Here is an 18,509-nt window from a genome sequence, read left to right on the forward strand (position 1 = left end):
ACGCACGGATGGGCGACTGAAGTCGCCCCTACAAGTCGCCCCCACAAATCGCCTCTACGGAGAGATTCGACCCGATCCCGGCCTTATTTCAACAACCCCGCCGCCTGGGCCGCCGTCTCGATGCCCTTGTAGTTCTCCGCCTTGGTGGGGATGAACTTGCTCGCGCGCTGCAGGGCCATGATTTCCTTGTGGGCGGGGTTGGCCGGATCGAGCTTGAGGAAGGCCTGGGTGAGCTTGGCCTGGATCTTCGGGTCCAGGTCACCGCGCACCGTCCAGTTGTAGTCGAAGTAGGGCGGGGTGGTGGCAAAGACGCGGACCTTGGTGGTGTCCACCTTCTTCTGCTCCACCAGCTTGTCCCACACCGAGGCGTTCAGCACGCCCGCATCCACCTTGCCGGCCTGCACGAAGGCCACGGTGGCGTCGTGGGCGCCCGAGAAGGCGGTGCTCTTGAAGTCCTTGTCCGGGTTGATGCCTTCCTGGCCCAGGAAGTAGCGCGGCATCAGGTGGCCCGACGTGGAGGAGGGGGAACCGAAGGCAAAGGTCTTGCCCTTGAGGTCGGCAAAGCCCTTGATGCTGTCGCTGGCGGTGATGAAACGCGAGGTGAACTTGGCGTCCTCGGCGCGCTGGACCAGGGGCACAGCCGTGCCGTTGGTGCGGATCTTGGCCTGCACGAAGGTGAAACCGCCCAGCCAGGCCATGTCGATCTTGCGGGTCGCCAGGGCCTCGACCACGGCAGCGTAGTCGGTCACCGGCACGAAGCTGACCTTCATGCCCGTTTCAGCCTCAAGGTAAGCCCCCAGGGGAGCGAACTTGCGCTGCAGTTCGGTGGGCGCCTCGTCGGGAATGGCCGACACCCGGAGGACATCCTCGGCATGGACCAGCGCAGGCAGACCGGCGAGACCGGCCAGGGCGGAAGCAACACAGGCGCGCAGCAGCGCACGCCGCGGGTAGGGCATGGAAGTCATGGACAGCTCCTCGATTGGCACCCCACAGGGCACCCGCCGCCGGGACGAGGGAGTACGGCCCCGGCTGAATTCCGGACACCGGCAACACCGGGCCCGCTGAAAACATCAAAGCGGTACACAGACCGCGGGGCCGACTATAGCGGCGGTGCACGGAAGAGTGAACAGGCTTGGGTGGCTGGCCGGCGAGGCGGGACATTTTGTCCGCGAAATGGACAAAATGTCCCGCCAGCCAGCCCGAAATCACCAGCAAGCACTTGATTCTTAAAGCCCCCACCCCTGGCGCGGGGATTGCAAGGCGACAAGACGCTGTTCATCAACAACAACGGAGGAGGAAGAGTCACCATGCAACTCTCACGGCGCCAGTTCTTCAAGGTGGCTGCCGGGGGCTTGACCGGATCGAGTCTGGTCGCGATGGGCTTTTCGCCCACTGCGGCCCTCGCCGAAGTTCGCACCTTCAAGCTCGCGCGCACCACGGAAACGCGCAACACCTGTCCGTACTGTTCGGTCGGTTGCGGCATCATCATGTACAGCCTCGGCGACAAGGCGAAAAACGCCCACGCCGAGATCATCCACATCGAAGGCGACCCGGACCATCCGGTCAATCGCGGCAGCCTGTGCCCCAAGGGCGCCGGCCTGCTCGACTTCGTGCACAGCAAGAACCGGCTCAAGTACCCGGAAGTGCGCGAGCCCGGCAGCAAGGAATGGAAGCGCATCGGCTGGGACGAGGCCTTCACCCGTATCGCCAAGCTGATGAAGGAAGACCGCGACGCCAATTTCGTCGCCAAGAACGCCGATGGCGTGACGGTTAACCGCTGGCTCACCACCGGTTTCCTCGCCGCCTCCGCCTCCAGCAACGAGGCCGGCTACATCACCCACAAGGTGGTGCGCAACCTGGGAATGCTCGCATTCGATAACCAAGCGCGTGTCTGACACGGCCCGACGGTGGCAAGTCTTGCCCCGACGTATGGCCGCGGTGCCATGACCAATCACTGGACCGACATCAAGAATGCGGACGTGATCCTGATCATGGGCGGAAACGCCGCCGAAGCCCACCCCTGCGGCTTCAAATGGGTGACCGAAGCGAAGGCCAAGAACAAGGCCCGCCTCGTGGTCGTGGATCCGCGTTTCACGCGCTCCGCCGCGATGGCCGACCTCTACGCGCCCATCCGCACCGGCACCGACATCGCCTTCCTGGGCGGGGTGATCCATTACCTGATCACCAACAACAAGGTGCACATGGACTACATCAAGTCCTACACCGACATGACTTACCTCGTGAAGGACGACTTCGCCTTCGCGGACGGCTTCTTCACCGGCTACGACGTGGAGAAGCGCAAGTACGACAAGTCCAGCTGGGATTACCAGATGGGTGAGGACGGCTTCGTCAAGACCGACCCCAGCCTGGAGAACCCGCGCTGCGTGTGGAACCTGATGAAGGCCCACTTCAGCCGCTACACCCCGGACGTGGTGGAGAACATCTGCGGCACGCCGAAGGACAAGTTCCTGCAGGTGGCCGAGCTGCTCGCCTCCAGCCACACGCCGGACCGGGTGATGACCATCCTCTACGCCCTCGGCTGGACCCAGCACTCCACCGGCTCGCAGATCATCCGCACCGCGGCCATGGTCCAGCTGCTGCTGGGCAACATCGGCCGGGCCGGGGGTGGCGTCAATGCCCTGCGCGGTCACTCCAACATCCAGGGCCTCACCGACCTGGGCCTGCTCTCCAACCTGCTGCCGGGCTACATGACCCTGCCGGGCGAGAAGGAAACCGACTACGACGCCTACATCGCCAAGCGCGCGCCCAAGCCCATGCGGCCGGGGCAGCTGTCGTACTGGCAGAACTACGGCAAGTTCCACGTCAGCCTGATGAAGGCCTGGTACGGCAACGCCGCCACCAAGGAAAACAACTGGGCCTTCGACTACCTGCCCAAGCTCGACAAGACTTACGACGTGCTGCAGGTCTTCGAGCTGATGCACCAGGGCAAGATGAACGGCTACATCGCCCAGGGCTTCAACCCCCTCAATTCCTTCCCCAACAAGGCGAAGGTGGGGGCCGCGCTGTCCAAGCTCAAGTACCTGGTGGTGATCGACCCGCTGGCCACCGAAACCTCCGAGTTCTGGCAGAACTACGGCGAGTTCAACAACGTGGACCCGGCGCAGATCCAGACCACGGTGTTCCGCCTGCCGTCCACCTGCTTTGCCGAAGAGGACGGCGCCATCGTCAACTCCGGCCGCTGGCTGCAGTGGCACTGGAAGGGCGCCGAGCCCCCCGGTGACGCCAAGACCGACCCGGAGATCATGGCCGGCCTGTTCCTGCGCCTGCGCGACATGTACAAGAAGGACGGCGGCGCCTTCCCGGACGCCATCCTCAACCTGTCGTGGCCCTACAAGGTGCCCTACGAGCCCTCACCCGAAGAGCTGGCCAAGGAGTACAACGGCAAGGCCCTGGCCGATCTGGCCGATCCGAAGGACCCGACCAAGCTCATCAAGAAGGGTGGCGAGCTGCTCGACGGCTTTGCCCAGCTGCGTGACGACGGCTCCACCGCCTGCGGCTGCTGGATCTTCTCCGGCGCGTGGACCGAGAAGGGCAACATGATGGCCCGGCGTGACAACGCCGATCCCTTCCACAACGGCCAAACCCTGGGCTGGTCCTTCGCCTGGCCGGCCAACCGGCGCATCCTCTACAACCGCGCGGCGGCCGATCCGGCCGGCAAGCCGTGGGATGCCAAGCGCAAGCAGGTGTGGTGGGACGCCGCCCAGAGCAAGTGGGTCGGCTCCGACGTGCCCGACTTCAAGGTGGATTCCGCCCCCGAGGACGGCATGGGCCCCTTCATCATGAACCCGGAGGGCATCGCCCGCTTCTTCGCCCGCGGCATGATGAACGAAGGCCCCTTCCCCGAGCACTACGAGCCCTTCGAGACGCCCATCGGCGTCAACCCGATGCACCGCAACAACCCCAAGGCCACGTCCAATCCGGCTGCACGGGTGTTCAAGGGAGACATGGAGGCCTTCGGCACCGCCAAGGACTTCCCCTATGCGGCGACCACCTACCGGCTCACCGAGCACTTCCACTACTGGACCAAGCACGTGGAGTCCAACGCCATCACCCAGCCCGAGCAGTTTGTCGAGATCGGCGAGGCGCTGGCGGCGGAGAAGGGCATCCGGGCCGGCGACAGGGTCAAGGTGAGCTCCAACCGGGGCTACATCAAGGCCGTGGCGGTGGTGACCAAGCGCATCAAACCCCTCAAGGTCGACGGAAAGACTGTCCACCACGTCGGGATTCCGCTCCACTGGGGCTTCAAGGGGGTAGCCAAGAACGGCTTCATCACCAACACCTTGACGCCTTTCGTGGGAGACGGGAACACCCAGACGCCGGAGTTCAAGTCCTTCCTGGTCAACGTCGAGAAAGCCTGAGGAGATCGCCATGGCACTGCAATCACTGGATATCGCCAAGCGCTCGGCCACGACGACCGAACCGCCCCAGGCGCGCAAGACCCTCGAGGTCGCCAAGCTCATCGACGTCTCCAAGTGCATCGGCTGCAAGGCCTGCCAGGTGGCGTGCATGCAGTGGAACGACCTGCGTGACGAAGTGGGAAGCTGCGGCGGCACCTACGACAACCCGACGGACATGACCGACCAGAGCTGGACGGTCATGCGCTACGCCGAAGTCGAGTCGGAGGAACGGGGCCTCGAGTGGCTGATCCGCAAGGACGGCTGCATGCACTGCGAGGACCCGGGCTGCCTGAAGGCCTGCCCGGCCCCCGGCGCCATCATCAAGTACGCCAACGGCATCGTGGATTTCCACCAGGAAAACTGCATCGGCTGCGGCTACTGCGTAACCGGCTGCCCCTTCAACGTCCCGCGCATCTCGAAGAAGGACAGCAAGGCCTACAAGTGCACCCTGTGCTCCGACCGCGTTGCGGTCGGCTTGGAGCCGGCCTGCGTCAAGGTCTGCCCGACAGGCTCCATCAGCTTCGGCTCGAAGGAGGACATGAAGGAGCTGGCCGACGAGCGCATCACCGAGCTGAAGGAGCGCGGCTTCAAGAACGCCGGTCTGTACGACCCGGCCGGGGTGGGCGGCACGCACGTCATGTACGTGCTCAACCACGCAGACAAGCCGAGCCTGTACAGCGGCCTGCCCGCCGACCCGACGATCGCGCCCACCGTCTCCCTGTGGAAGGGCTTCGCCAAACCCCTCGCCATGGCCGGCATTGCCGCCGCGGCGTTGGGTGGCCTCTTCCACTACGTGATGAAGGGCCCGAACGAGGTGTCCAAGGAGATCGAAGCCGAAGTCGAAAAGGAACTGGAGGGCGAAAAATGATCCGCGATCCGTCCGACCTGCAACGCTACAACGCGTCCGAGAGGGCCAACCATTGGGTCACGGGCATCTGCTTCATCCTGCTCGCGCTCTCCGGCCTGGCACTCTTCCATCCGGCCCTGTTCCCCCTCACCAGCCTGTTCGGTGGCGGGGTGTGGACGCGCATCCTGCACCCCTTCATCGGGGTGATCATGATGCTGTTCTTCGTGGTGATGTTCTTCCGCTTCAAGCGCCTCAACCACATGACCGACACCGACTGGGAGTGGGTCAAGCGGGCCAAGGAGATGGTGGATGGGGATGACCACAACATGCCGGAGATGGGCAAGTACAACGGGGGGCAGAAGCTGCTGTTCTGGTTCCTCGGCCTGGCCATGCTGGTGCTCTTCGTCTCGGGCATCATCATCTGGCGGGCGTACTTCTCCCATTACTTCCCCATCGGCGTGATCCGCACCGGTGCCGTGCTGCATGCGGTCTTCGCCACGGTGATGATCATCGCGATCATCGTCCATGTGTATGCCGCCATCTGGGTCCGGGGCACCATCCGGGCCATGCTCTACGGCACCGTGACCCGCGCCTGGGCCAAGCAGCACCACCGGGCCTGGTATCGCCAGATGACCGGCAAGTAGCACAACCCGGCGGGGGCAACAGCTTTCGTCCCCGCCGACTGAATCCCCGGGGCACGGGTCGATCAAACGACCCCGTGCCCCAAAGCCCCGGAACCTTTTGGAACGCCATGCAGACACTGCTCAGCCCCGAAGAAATCGCCACCCAGGCCGTCGCTGAAGACAGCCCCAACCGGCTTCCCTCTACCTGGGTCTTCGGCAATCGCGCCGAGCGCCTGCGGGCCCTGGCTGGCGACCATGCCATGGCCGACTTCCTGCTCTTCTGCGCCCGCATCGCCGATGCCCAGCAGCATGAGCTCGACCGCGTGCGCCCCCTCATCACGCGCCCTGACGCGGCCTTGCTGAAGCGCTGCCGCGAACACGGCATGCCGCCCCTCGACGCCCAGGGCGGCGAACTGCCGGAGGCCTGGTTCAGCGTGCTCCGGCACCTCGCCACCGCCCTCGACCCCTACGCGCCGCCGGTGCTGCAATCGGCCCTGCTGAGCCTGCCCGGCATGGCACGCAGCGCCATGGACGAACTCGCCCGCAGCATCCTGCGCTGCGAGGAAGCACCGGAAACCGTCATCGAACTGGCCCTCGCCCCCCTTGTCGGCGCCGCCCTGCAGGTTGCCTGGACAGCCCGCGCCCTGGCCCTCGCCGAAAGCGATATCCCCGCCGGCTTCGAGGACAGCCTGTGCCCGGCCTGCGGCGCCCACCCGGTGGCCTCCATCGTGCGCATCGGCGACGCCGGCCACGGCGTGCGCTACGCCACCTGCAGCCTGTGCGCCTGCGAATGGCACGTCACCCGCATCAAGTGCGTGCCCTGCCACAACACCAAGGGCATCAGCTACCAGAGCCTCGAAGGCCGGCAGGGCGCCCTCCACCCCGGCGTCAAGGCCGAAACCTGTCCCGAATGCCAGGCCAGCCTGAAGATCATGTCCATGGAGAAAGACCCGCTGGTGGACGCCTTCGCCGACGATCTGGCAACCCTGGCCCTCGACATGCTGGTGGACGAAGCCGGCTTCCACCGGGCCGGCCGCAACCTGTTCCTGTTCACCCCCTAGGAGACTCCCCACGATGGCGTCCATGGTCCATGGCACCACGTCCGATGACAGCACCGCCTACCGCGCCCTGCCCAGTCTCGACCGCCTTCTCGCTGCCGCCCCCGGCCTCATCGAAGCCCATGGCCGCAGCGAAACCACCCAGGTGCTGCGGGAGGTCCTCACGACCGCCCGCCAGCGCATTGGCGAAGGACTCGCCGCCCCGGAACCCGGCGGCCTGCTCCGGGACGCAAAAACCCGCCTCGACGCCCGCGCCGCGCCCAAGCTGAAGCGCGTCTTCAACCTCACCGGCACCGTGCTGCACACCAACCTCGGCCGCGCCGTGCTGCCCGAGGAGGCCATCGCCGCCATGGTGGACGCCGCCCGCTCCCCCTGCGCCCTGGAATACGAAGTGGACACAGGCGGCCGCGGCGACCGGGACGACGTGGTCAACGACCTGCTGCGCGAACTCACCGGCGCCGAAGCCGCCACCGTGGTCAACAACAACGCCGCCGCCGTCTTCCTGCTCCTCAACACCCTGGCCCAGCGCAAGGAAGTCATCGTCTCCCGGGGCGAGCTGGTGGAGATCGGCGGCGCCTTCCGCGTGCCGGACATCATGAAGCGCGCCGGCGCCCGGCTGGTCGAGGTGGGCTGCACCAACCGCACCCACCCCAAGGATTTCGAAGAGGCCATCGGCCCCCGCACCGGCCTGCTGATGAAGATCCACACCAGCAACTACGCCGTCGAAGGTTTCACCGCCAGCGTCGGCCAGGCCGACATGGCCCGCATCGCCCACGCCCGCGGCCTGCCCTTCGTCGAAGACCTGGGCAGCGGCACCCTCACCGACCTGGAACGCTGGGGCCTGCCCCACGAACCCACCCCCCGGGAAGCCATCGCCAATGGCGCCGATCTGGTCAGCTTCTCCGGTGACAAACTCCTCGGCGGCCCCCAGGCCGGCATCCTGGTCGGCCGCAAGGACCTGATCACAAAGATCAAGAAAAACCCCCTCAAGCGCGCCCTGCGGGTCGGCAAGATCACCCTCGCCGGGCTGGAAGCCGTGCTGCGCCTGTACCGCGACCCGGACACCCTGGCCGAACGCCTGAGCACCCTGCGCCTGCTCACCCGCCCCCGGGACGCCATGCTCACCCAGGCTGAACGCCTGCACGCCCCCGTGGCTGCCACCCTCGCCGGCTGGCCCCTGACGGTCAGTATCGAACCCATGCTGTCGCAGATCGGTTCCGGCAGCCTGCCGGTGGACCGGCTGCCCTCCGCCGGCCTGGTGTTCCGCCCCCAGGGCCGCAAGGGCGGCGTGCTCAACAAGCTCGAAGCGGCCCTGCGCGGCCTGCCCCTGCCGGTCATCGGGCGCATCGCCGACAACGCCCTGCACCTTGACCTGCGCTGCCTGCCGCCGGGCGACGAGGCCGCCTTCCTCACCCAGTTCCAGGCGGGCTTCACTCCATGCTGATCGGCACCGCCGGCCACATCGACCACGGCAAGACAACCCTGGTGCACGCCCTCACCGGCGTAGACACCGACCGCCTGCCCGAGGAGAAGCGCCGCGGCATCACCATCGAGTTGGGCTACGCCTATCTTCCCCTGGCTGCCGACGACGGCAACCCGGAGCAGGTGCTCGGTTTTGTGGACGTCCCCGGCCACGAGAAATTCGTCCCCACCATGCTGGCCGGCGCCAGCGGGGTGGACTTCGCCCTGCTGGTGGTGGCCGCCGACGACGGGGCCATGCCCCAGACCCGCGAACACCTGCAGATCCTCGAACTGCTTGGCCTCAGCTATGGCGCAGTGGCCCTCACCAAGGCCGACCGGGCCAGCCCCGAGCGCATCGCCGAAGTCACCGGCCAGATCCGTGCCCTGCTCGCCCCCACCGCCCTGGCCGACGCGCCAGTCTTCCCGGTATCGGCCATCACCGGCAGCGGCGTGGCCGCACTGCGCAGCCATCTCCTCGACGCAGCCCGGGCCATGCCCACCCGCAGCGTCGGGGGCGAATTCCGCCTCGCCGTGGACCGGGTCTTCACCCTCTCCGGCGCCGGAACCATCGTGGCTGGCACGGTGCACGCCGGGCAGATCAGCGTGGGCGACACCGTCACCCTGGCCCCCGCCGGCAAGACCGCCCGGGTGCGCAGCCTGCACGTACAGAACCGCAAGGCCAGCCAAGGCCACGCCGGCCAGCGCTGTGCCCTCAACCTCGCCGGCCTGACAGTGGACGACGTAAAGCGTGGCGACTGGCTGGTGGGCGCGGCCACGCTGCAGCCCGCCACCCGCCTCGACATCCACCTGCACCTCGCCAGCGATGCGCCCCGGACGCTGGCCCACGGCGCCGTCGTACAGATCCACCACGGCACCCGCCACCTTCTCGGCCGGGTCGCCCTGCTCGATGCCGCCCTCGAGAAGACCGGCCTGCCCCCCGGCGGGGACTGCCCCGCGCAAGTGCTTGCCGACGCCCCCCTGCACGCCTGCCGGGGCGATCTGGTGGTGCTGCGTGACGGCCACGGTCAGCACACCCTGGGCGGCGGACGCATCCTCGACCCCTTCGGCCCGGCACGTCACCGGCGCACACCGGAGCGCCTCGCCGTGCTGGCCAGCCAGCTCATCGCCGATCCGGCGGAACGCCTGCAGGCCGTACTCAACAGGGCGCCCCTGGGTCTCGATGCCGGTCAGCTGGCCACCGCCGAAAACTGCCGTCCCGACACCCTGGTCGCCCTGCTGCCCACCGCCCGCCATAGCGAAAGGGCCGGCTGGCTGATCGGCAGCCAGCCCCTGGAGGCCCTCGCCAGGCGGGTCGCAGCCCGCCTCGCCCAGCACCACGAACAGCACGGTGACGAACGGGGTGTCGAGCGCGACCGCCTGCGCCGCATGGTCGCCCCCGCCGTCCCCGCCATCGCCTTTGCCGAGTGGCTGGACGCCTGGCTCGCCGCCGGCCGTCTGGCTCGCAGCGGCAGCGCCTGGCACCTGCCCGAACACCGGGTCGAGCTGGATGAGCACGATCGCCTGCGTGCCGAAAAACTCCTGCCCTGGCTGCTGGAGAAGCCCTTCGATCCCCCCTGGGTCCGCGACATCGCCACCCGCCTCGGCGAACCGGAAGCCCTGACCCGCGAACTTCTCAAACGCCTCGCCGCCCGCGGCGAAATCTGCCAGGTGGTGCGCGACCTGTTTTACGCCCCGGCCGCCGTGCGCAGCCTGGGCCACATCGCCAGCGAACTGATGGACGGAGACGGCTGTATCCGGGCCGCCGCCTTTCGCGACCGCAGCGGCCTGGGGCGCAAGCGGGCCATCCAGATCCTCGAGTACTTCGACCGCGTGGGCTTCACCCGCAAGGTCGGCCGGGGGCACGACGAGCAGCACCGAATTCGTGGCGATCTTCCGGTAAATTGAGCTTAAATGCGATAAACTACGTTCAATTAACGTTTTACTGAACGGAAGGGATGCGTCCCCCGGTGGGGCGACTGGTCTTCAAAACCAGGAGGGGCCGTCAAGCGGTTCCTGGTGGGTTCGACTCCCATTCTCTTCCGCCATTCCTACCCTTCAGCGAGCCCCACCATGCCCCAGTTGCGCGGCTGCGATTTTCCGGATGCGCTGCTCTACCACCCGGACAGCCACCTGTGGTTCGCCCCCCTGGGCGACGATCGCTACCGGGTTGGCGTGACCCGCTTCGGCATCGCCCTCTCCGGCGAGATCCTGCTGTTCACCCCCAAGCCCACTGGCGCCACGGTGGACGCAGGGCGCGGCTTCGGCCTGCTCGAAGCCGGCAAGACAGTGTTCCCCGTCAAGACCCCCTTCAACGCCAGGCTGATCCGCGCCAACGAGGCGCTCGACCCCTCCGCCCGGGCCATGAACCGGGCCCCCTTCGATACCTGGATGGTCGAGCTGCAGGCGGAGGGCGCGCTGCCCGCCGGCGCCCTGCTGGCCTGGCCCGAGGCCGGGCCGGAAATCACCCGCATCATGGACCGCTACGCCTTCCGCGATCTGTCCGACTTCTCCACCCCCCTCTTCCACGAGGACGACCGTGACTTCTGAGGCCCCGCTGCAGAAGCTCGCCCTCCTCGTCTGGGCAGCCGACCCGAGCCGGCCGGAGCTCTGCGCCACCCCCTTCTACTTCGCCGCCGCCGCCGCCGCAATGGACGTGGAGGTGGAGATGTACTTCACCGCCCGCTCGGTGGAGCTGCTCTGCCAGGGCGTTGCCGAGAAACTCGAGGCTGCCGCCGGCAGTGGCAAGTCGGTAGCGGATTTCCGGCGTGAGGCCCTGGCCTTCGGGGTCCGGCTGTTTGCCTGCCCCACCGCCCTGGCCAGCCACGGCGTGCCGGACAGCGCGCTGATCCCCACCCTTGCCGGCCAGGCCGGTGCGGCCGCCTTCCTGGGTCGCAGCCTCGATCCGGCCTGGCGCACCCTGAGCTTCTGAAGATGTCCCCGAACACCCCCATCACCGGGCTCATCCTCGCCGGCGGCCTCGGCAGCCGCATGGGCGGGCAGGACAAGGGCCTCGTCGAACTGGCCGGCCAGCCCATGGTGAAGCACGTGCTGGAGCGTCTGGCACCCCAGGTGCACCAGCTGATGATCAACGCCAACCGCAACGCTGCGGCCTACGCGCAGTTCAGCCCGTGGGTGGTGGCCGACCGGCTGGCGGGCTTCGTCGGCCCCTTGGCCGGCCTGGATGCCGCCCTGCACGACCCCGCCCTGGAAGGGGACTGGGTGCTGACCTGCCCCTGCGACTCGCCCTTCCTGCCCCTCGATCTGGCCCCCCGCATGCTCGCCGCTGCCCGGGCAGCCGCTGCCGACCTGGCCATGGCCAGCGCCAACGGCCAGCCCGAGCCGGCCTTCCTGCTCGCCCACCGGCGCCTCGCCCCCGGCCTCGCGGCCTTCCTCGAAGGCGGCGGGCGGCAGATCCGGCGTTGGGTAGGTGAGACGCAGCATGTGGTGGTGGATTTTTCCGACTGTGCCGGGGCCTTCTGCAATATCAATACGCCTGAAGAGCTGGCCCGCCAGGCGCCCGGACGCTAGGGGCATTCCGACAAACCCGCGGCGCAAAGTGGACAATCGCGCCAGCGGAGACCCGCCAGAAACCCGTCCACTGCCTGCTGGCGCGCCTTTTCGTCGGCCCGTCGCAATGGCCTTCGTCTTGCTTCATGGAAAGTCTCCGCCATCCAGGACGACTCGCCATGAAGTTCTACATGACCCCCGGTTCGTGCTCCACCGGCATCCACCTCCTGCTCGAGGAGGTGGATGCCGTGTTCGAGGTCTACATCGTCAATCTGCCGGCCGGGGACCACCTGAAGCCCGACTACCTGGCCATCAACCCCAGGGCAACGATTCCCACCCTGGTCCTCGACGATGGCCGCCCGATCACCGACTTCCAGGCCATCGCCTGGTGGCTGGCGCGCCAGTATCCGCGGCGCAAGCTGCTCCCCGACGATGCGGCCGGCGAAGTCTGCGTGCTGGAATGGATGGATTACGCCGTCGGCACGATCCACGGCCAGGGCTTCACCCGCATCTTCACCACCGCCAGCTACACCCCCAATACCGCCGACCATGAGGCCGTGCAGGCCCGGGGCCGGGAGATCGTGACCCGGGGTTTTGAGGTGATGAATGCGCAACTGGAAGGCCGCGACTACCTCGCCGGGCGCTTCTCGATTGCCGACGCGGCCTTGTTCTACACCGAGTTCTGGGCCGAACACCTGAAGATGACCCTGCCCCCCAACTGCCGCGCCCATTACCTGCGCATGCTCGAACGCCCGGCCGTGCGCCAGGTGCTGGCGGAAGAAGGCTACCGGGTCTGAGCAGCCCGCCGGCTGGACATCCAGCCGAACAGGGAGAGCAGGGCGAGGCCGCTGCCGATCAGCAGGATGCCGGCAATCTCGCTGGCCTTGAAGGCCTCGCCAAGGGCCAGCCGGGACGACAGGATGGCCACCACCGGGGTACCCAGCACCGACAGGCTGGCCTCCCAGGCGGGCACCCGGTCGAGAATCCACACCCACAGCCACCAGCACAGGGCCACGCTGGCCACCGACAGGAAAACCATGATGGCAATGTAGTGGCTGCTCCAGTCGGTGCTGCGGCCCGGGGCCAGCTCGGCCAGCAGCACCAGGGGCACCGAGCCGATGATCATCTGCCAGGTGGTCAGCACCAGCAGGTCCACCGGCTCGCGGCGGCGCAGGCGCTTCAACAGCACGGTGCTGACCGCCCAGCACACCGCCGCACCAATCCCCAGCATCTTGCTGAACAGGCTGGAGTGCATGTTCCAGGGCTCGATGATCAGCAGCAGTCCGCCCAGCGTGGAGGCTGCCGCCAGCCACTGCTTGCCGCGCACCCGCTCGCCCAGCAGCGGCCAGGCCAGCAGCAGGGTCCAGATCGGCATGGTGAAGATCAGCACCGCCGTCTTGCCGGGCCCGCCTTCCACCAGCGCCCAGGTCTGCAGGGCCACGAAGCCGGTGATCTGCACCAGGCCCAGCACGGCGGTCTCCCGCGGGGCCACCAGGCGCATGGACTTGCCCATTAGCTTCACCGCCACCACCAGGGCCACGGCGCCGCCCACGCAGCGCTGGGCGGCCAGCGCGAAGGGCGAGGCGTACACGAGGCCCTGCTTGAGCAGCACCCAGGTGTAACCCCAGGTACACGACAGGACGATCAGCGCCAGCGCTGGCAGATAGCGGGCGAGGGAGGGGGGAAAGGCGGGCATGCGCGACGCCGGCTTGATGCCGGGCGGACGGATCGGATAAATGGGTCAGGCAGATGGCAGGCGGGAAAGTTCATTGCCCCACCGGATACGTTCATGCGGCCCGGGACGCGGCGATGACCGAACGCCCGAGCCCTTTGTCATGACGCGTTCATCTTACCGTTACACCATTGTGACCGGCTGCCAAGTTCGGCGTTTCATCGTCACTGACAGACGTCGCAGGGTGGCCCGACATTCAGACAATGCGCAGTTCCGGAAAAGGCGGGCACCATGAATCATCTGTTGATCGGTCTGGGGGGCACAGGCGGACGCATCCTCAAGGCTTTCAGGAAGCTGGTCTATCAGCAATTCCGGGAGGAGGAACCGGATGGCCTGATCCTCGACTACCTGTTCATCGATTCGGATCCCAAGTCATTCCGGGACGATGATCCGGGCTGGTCGGTGCTCGGCAAGTCGGTGCAGTTGCCCAAACGCAACCAGATGCTGATCGCGGAGGCCAACCTCACCTCGGTCATCCAGGATCTCAACAGCTACCCGAATCTCAAACCCTGGCTGGGTGACCGCGCGACCTGGGGAGAGATTCTCTCCAGCCTGAACATCGACGCCGCCGGAGGGCAGAAGCGCCGACTGGGGCGCTTCCTGTTTGCCATGAACGTGAAACGCTTCCGGGACAGCGTGTCCAGCCTCGTGCGGGACATGCAGGATCGCGGCAAGCGCAACGACGTGACCTTCCACGTCTTCTGCGGCCTGGCGGGCGGCACGGGTTCCGGCGCGATCATCGACGTGATCGCCCAGCTTCGTGCGCTGTTCCCCGACAAGGCGCAACGCATCCTGGTCTACGCCTACGTTCCCGACCTCAACCCGCCTGCCAACTGGAACACCGGAAACTATCACGCCAACGCCTATGCGTCCCTGCTCGAACTGAACGCCATGTCTGCCGGCACCTGGGCGCCCTGCGACGTCTCCAGCGGTGGCACCGTGAAGTCAGACTTCTGGTTCAACGGATGCTACGTCTATTCCGACGAGAATGAGCAGGGTTTCAGGGCCAGCATCGAGAGCGAGCTGCCCGACATCGTTGCCGACTTCGTATTCCACAAAACCGTCGTCGCCCGCAAGGTGGCCTGGGATGACCTGTCACGTTTCGAGAATGCGGAAAACGGCGATGGCAGCCCCGAGGCCATCGCGGGAACCGGGAAGGGGCTGCGCTCGGTGCGCTTCCTGAGCTTCGGCATCCGACGCCTGGCTTTCCCGGAAGAGTCGATTCGCGAATTGCTCACCTACGAGTTTGCCCTGCAGTCCTTTCGTCAGCTCCAGTTCAACAACTGGCAGGAAGGCCTCGGTTTCATCGAGCAGGCCCGGCCCCAGACCAACGCCGAGTTCGTTACGGACCAGAAGACCCGTGACGACTGGCGCCTCAGCGACGAACATCTGCGTCTCATCCGTCCGATCATCGACAGCGAAGGCTCACGCCGGTGGCGGGGATACGATCAGGAATGGGGCGAGTTCGAAGGTCACTACCTGCAACTGGTCAAGCAGACGGACAAACTGAAATGGCTGGGTGAGCTGAAGCGCCTGTTCAGCAGCGCCTGGGAAGAGGGCTTTCGCGGTGTGGGCGTCAAGCCGTTCTTCCAGACTGCGGAGCGGGATGTGCAGAGTCTGGCGGAAGCGGTCCGGGACAGGGTCGAGGCCAGCCTGTTCGAGGATTGGCGAACCGGTGCCCGGTCCTTGAACGAGTGCGCAAGGCTTGTCGCCGCACTGATGGAAGACCTGAACCTGCGGCTATCGAAGGTGGATGATTTCGCCGCCAAGCGGGTCGAGTCGGCGGATCACCTTGCCCGGCAGGTACTGGCCATCGAAGCGGAGTGGAATAACACGCGCATCCTGGATGCCCTGCTCAACAGCCGCGAGCGCGACATCGGCAAGGCCGCGCTTGCCCTGCGGGAGCAAAGCGTGGCGAGAACGCTGGCCGAAGCCGCCCGATTCTCCAAGAAGCTGATTCTCAACATCCTGGATCAAATGGCCGACCTGAAGGCCAGTATCGATTCCGGGGAGGCGGCGCTGGGCGCTGCGGCCGACCAGGCCACCAAGACCATCGCCAACCGACTCCCGCGGGAGCACAACAGCGCCGACCTGCACGCGGAGAATGGCTATGTGGTCAGCATCGAAAACGCCAAGGGTGTCGACGCGGTCAGACGTCGGCTGGTGGCAGACGAGGAAGAACAGCGCGTTCAAACCGCCGCGGTGAGGGCGGACATCGTCGCGAGGCTCGGGCAGACGCCGACTTTCAAGCTGTTCAATCGCCGCATGGCGGAAGGCGAGATTCGCAATGCCATCGTCGCGCGTAGCGAGGAAAACGTGCGAAGTGCCCACCAGAGATTGGTCACCGAGCAACGTGAGCGGGTGATTGGCGTCTCCGTGATTGAGAAGCTTCAGGATCGCTGGGGAGTGGACAAGGACAGGCTCACCCGGGAAGCCACGGCACTGGCGGGTGCGGCCGGACGTTTCCTGGCCTTCGACCCGACCGAACAGAACAAGCACTTTGAAGGGCGCAGTGCCGCACCGCGGGCGGTCGAGGCATTCGCCGTCATGCTGCCGCAACCGGCCGAACACAAGGAGTTCGTCGACCAGCTCAAGTCCGCATTCAAGGATGCCCGACCCGGGCGGGTGAGCTTCGTGGCGTCGAACGAGCGGATCAACGAGATCACCCTGGTGACGCTGGTGAATCTGTTCCCGCTGCGATTCGCGAAAACCCTGAAGGCCCTCAAGGAGCGCTATGAAGCGCGGCTGTCGCAGCTGGGGCGGGCGCGCGCCGCGCTTGAGGTTCATATCGAAGGTGATGGCAGCCTGTTGCCCGATCTCTTCATTGCCGACGATGCCCAGGTGGCGCGCCGGGCCCGCCCGGTGCTGCTACTGGCCGATGCTCTGGAATTGATCAAGGAAAGCCACGACCCGGCCTCGGGTCAGACCCGGATCATCCACGCCCGTCGTGACGAGGACGGATTCGAGCTCGAGCCCCTCCTTCTCGGGCGTTCCTTCCAGGAAGTGCTGGACGGGGCGACCGAGAAGACCGTCATGGAACTGATCACGGCCATCCGCAGCAACCTGGCGTCGCAGGTGACGGGTTCGCCCGAGTTCCAGTCGAAGATTCGTGATTCGATGCTCGCCAGGATCGAATCGATCAAATCGCTATTGCCGCCCAGGCTCGTCGAGGTGGAGATGGTGCAATGGAACGCAGCAGCCCGGGATGCCATGAAGACCCTCCGGGGGGAGGCCGAGCTATGAACAACGGGGTATGTACCAATCTGCCAAGCCTGTGCAGCAAGGCAGCCTCGAAGGAATCCATCGTCATGAGCACGCCGGATGCCCGCTGCCCGGAATGCAATGCGTCTCTGATGGTGGCGGGCGGCAATAGCCGAAACGCCACGAACACCAAACTGATCATCTCGGTATTGGTGGGACTGCTGGTTCTTGCCCTCGGTGCCTTCTTTCTTCTCAAAGGCAATTCAGGCGGGACGACGACTCCCGCGGGTACGGGTACCACGCCACCGCTCTCCACGTCCCAACCCGATCTGCTGCAACTCCGCTTGTCCGGCTCGAACACGCTTGGTGCATCCCTTGCGCCCGCGCTGGTGGAGGCCTTCCTGAAGCAGGAGGGTTATGGGGAACTTCAGCGTCGTCCGGGCAAGGACCATGAAGAGTCTGAAATCCTCGCCAGCAGGGATGGAAAGAAGGTTCAGGTCCTGATTTCCGCCCATGGCTCGGGGACGGCGTTTTCCGGGCTGCGTGACGGTATTGCGGACGTCGGCATGTCATCCCGGCCCATCCGGAAGGAGGAGCTGGCCGAACTGGCAAAGCTCGGCGACATGGGGGCAGGCAACTCGGAATTCGTGGTCGCTCTTGATGGCGTGGCCGTCCTGGTGAATCCGGCAAACCGGGTGGACAAGTTGTCCATCCAGCAACTGCGGGGGCTGTTCTCGGGGAAGATCACCGACTGGAGCATGGTCGGCGGCGCACCCGGCCCGGTGCGGATCCATGCCCGCGACGAAAAGTCGGGCACCTTCGATACCTTCAAGACACTTGTCCTGAACGGCGACAGGATTCTCGACACGGCGAAACGCTACGAGGACAGTCAGGCGCTTTCCGATGCCGTGGCAGAAGAAGCCGGTGCCATCGGCTTTGTCGGTCTGCCCTATATCCGCAAGGCCAAGGCCATCGCAGTCTCCGCCGATGCCCGTTCCATGGCAATGCGCCCCACAAAACTGACGGTGGCAACCGAGGACTATCCCCTTACGCGCCGCCTGTTCCTGTATGTGCCGGCAGACGCTAACACCTTCGCCCGCAAGTTTGCAGACTTCGCGATTTCGGACATGGCCCAGGGGATTGCCGATCAGATCGGCTTTGTGGGTCAGGTACCCGAAGAGGTCAAGGTCGTCGAGTCCGTCGTTTCCGATGGGGGCCAGCTCGCGCTTTCCCACCGGAAGCTGACTGCCCAGGCCCAGCGCCTGAGCGTCAACCTGCGTTTCCGGTTCGGATCCGCAGAGCTGGACAACAAAGCACTTCAAGACGTCAAGCGTCTGGTCAGGTACTTTGAAAAGCCCGATCGGCGGGATCTGAAGGTCATGCTTTTGGGGTTTGCCGACAACATCGGCTCGGAATGCATCAACCTTTCGGTTTCACAGAAGCGCGCCGACACGGTCTCAAGAGAGCTTGAAAGCTATGGCGTCAAAGCCGCCATAGCCCATGGATTCGGGGAGCTCTCGCCCGTCGCCGACAACTCGACCGACACCGGTCGGGAAAAGAACCGCCGGGTGGAAGTCTGGATCACCCGCGACGCCGTTGCAGCCCCGGGCAACCCGTCCTGCGAAAACGACCGGAAGCGCCAGGGGCGACGAGCGCCCTGAC

14 protein-coding genes and 1 tRNA gene are annotated in these 18,509 nt (G+C 66.1%); 13 read left to right on the forward strand and 2 right to left on the reverse strand.

Going from position 1 to position 18,509, the window contains the following annotated elements:
- Positions 1 to 83: 83 nt before the first annotated feature.
- Positions 84 to 965 (reverse strand): putative selenate ABC transporter substrate-binding protein, encoded by an 882-nt coding sequence (locus J0L98_RS04970; protein WP_296410437.1) that lies wholly within the window; start codon positions 963 to 965, stop codon positions 84 to 86.
- A gap of 342 nt (positions 966 to 1,307) precedes the next feature.
- Between J0L98_RS04970 and fdnG the strand changes: the two genes are divergently transcribed.
- The 11 genes from fdnG to J0L98_RS05025 all read left to right on the forward strand — a co-directional run bounded on the left by fdnG (position 1,308) and on the right by J0L98_RS05025 (position 12,711).
- Positions 1,308 to 4,379, forward strand: coding sequence for a formate dehydrogenase-N subunit alpha (gene fdnG, locus J0L98_RS04975; RefSeq protein ID WP_296410438.1), 3,072 nt, complete (start codon positions 1,308 to 1,310; stop codon positions 4,377 to 4,379).
- A gap of 10 nt (positions 4,380 to 4,389) precedes the next feature.
- Positions 4,390 to 5,286, forward strand: a complete 897-nt coding sequence (gene fdxH, locus J0L98_RS04980) for a formate dehydrogenase subunit beta (RefSeq protein ID WP_296410439.1) — start codon at positions 4,390 to 4,392, stop codon at positions 5,284 to 5,286.
- Positions 5,283 to 5,909, forward strand: coding sequence for a formate dehydrogenase subunit gamma (locus J0L98_RS04985; protein WP_296410440.1), 627 nt, complete (start codon positions 5,283 to 5,285; stop codon positions 5,907 to 5,909). The genes fdxH and J0L98_RS04985 overlap by 4 nt, the downstream gene beginning before the upstream one ends.
- 107 nt (positions 5,910 to 6,016) lie before the next feature.
- Positions 6,017 to 6,949 carry a formate dehydrogenase accessory protein FdhE gene (gene fdhE, locus J0L98_RS04990; RefSeq protein ID WP_296410441.1) on the forward strand — a complete coding sequence of 311 codons (933 nt, stop codon included), beginning with the start codon at positions 6,017 to 6,019 and terminating at the stop codon, positions 6,947 to 6,949.
- A 13-nt stretch (positions 6,950 to 6,962) separates the two neighbouring features.
- Positions 6,963 to 8,390 (forward strand): L-seryl-tRNA(Sec) selenium transferase, encoded by a 1,428-nt coding sequence (gene selA, locus J0L98_RS04995; protein ID WP_296410442.1) that lies wholly within the window; start codon positions 6,963 to 6,965, stop codon positions 8,388 to 8,390.
- On the forward strand, positions 8,384 to 10,312 hold the full coding sequence (gene selB / locus J0L98_RS05000) for a selenocysteine-specific translation elongation factor (protein ID WP_296410443.1): 1,929 nt from the start codon (positions 8,384 to 8,386) through the stop codon (positions 10,310 to 10,312). The genes selA and selB overlap by 7 nt, the downstream gene beginning before the upstream one ends.
- Before the next feature lie 43 nt (positions 10,313 to 10,355).
- Positions 10,356 to 10,452: transfer RNA gene (locus J0L98_RS05005), tRNA-Sec, on the forward strand.
- A gap of 25 nt (positions 10,453 to 10,477) precedes the next feature.
- On the forward strand, positions 10,478 to 10,954 hold the full coding sequence (locus tag J0L98_RS05010) for a glycine cleavage system protein H (RefSeq protein ID WP_296410444.1): 477 nt from the start codon (positions 10,478 to 10,480) through the stop codon (positions 10,952 to 10,954).
- Positions 10,944 to 11,336, forward strand: a complete 393-nt coding sequence (locus tag J0L98_RS05015) for a DsrE family protein (protein WP_296410445.1) — start codon at positions 10,944 to 10,946, stop codon at positions 11,334 to 11,336. Before J0L98_RS05010 ends, J0L98_RS05015 begins: the two co-directional genes overlap by 11 nt.
- Positions 11,337 to 11,338: 2 nt before the next feature.
- A complete protein-coding gene (mobA, locus tag J0L98_RS05020; RefSeq protein WP_296410446.1) occupies positions 11,339 to 11,935 on the forward strand; it encodes a molybdenum cofactor guanylyltransferase MobA in 597 nt (198 codons plus the stop codon).
- Positions 11,936 to 12,093: 158 nt separating this feature from the next.
- Positions 12,094 to 12,711 (forward strand): glutathione S-transferase N-terminal domain-containing protein, encoded by a 618-nt coding sequence (locus J0L98_RS05025; RefSeq protein WP_296410447.1) that lies wholly within the window; start codon positions 12,094 to 12,096, stop codon positions 12,709 to 12,711.
- On the opposite strand, the gene J0L98_RS05030 is transcribed toward J0L98_RS05025, so the two are convergent.
- Entirely contained in the window at positions 12,699 to 13,610 is a 912-nt protein-coding gene (locus J0L98_RS05030) for an EamA family transporter (RefSeq protein ID WP_296410448.1), read from the reverse strand. The genes J0L98_RS05025 and J0L98_RS05030 overlap by 13 nt on opposite strands.
- Positions 13,611 to 13,877: 267 nt before the next feature.
- Between J0L98_RS05030 and J0L98_RS05035 the strand changes: the two genes are divergently transcribed.
- The gene (locus J0L98_RS05035; RefSeq protein WP_296410449.1) at positions 13,878 to 16,889 is read left to right on the forward strand and encodes a tubulin-like doman-containing protein; all 3,012 of its coding nucleotides are present in this window, start codon (positions 13,878 to 13,880) and stop codon (positions 16,887 to 16,889) included.
- Positions 16,886 to 18,508, forward strand: coding sequence for a phosphate ABC transporter substrate-binding/OmpA family protein (locus tag J0L98_RS05040; protein WP_296410450.1), 1,623 nt, complete (start codon positions 16,886 to 16,888; stop codon positions 18,506 to 18,508). Before J0L98_RS05035 ends, J0L98_RS05040 begins: the two co-directional genes overlap by 4 nt.
- The last annotated feature ends 1 nt before the right edge of the window (position 18,509 follow it).

It is taken from the genome of Zoogloea sp., assembly GCF_017302315.1.
GTDB lineage: Bacteria > Pseudomonadota > Gammaproteobacteria > Burkholderiales > Rhodocyclaceae > Zoogloea.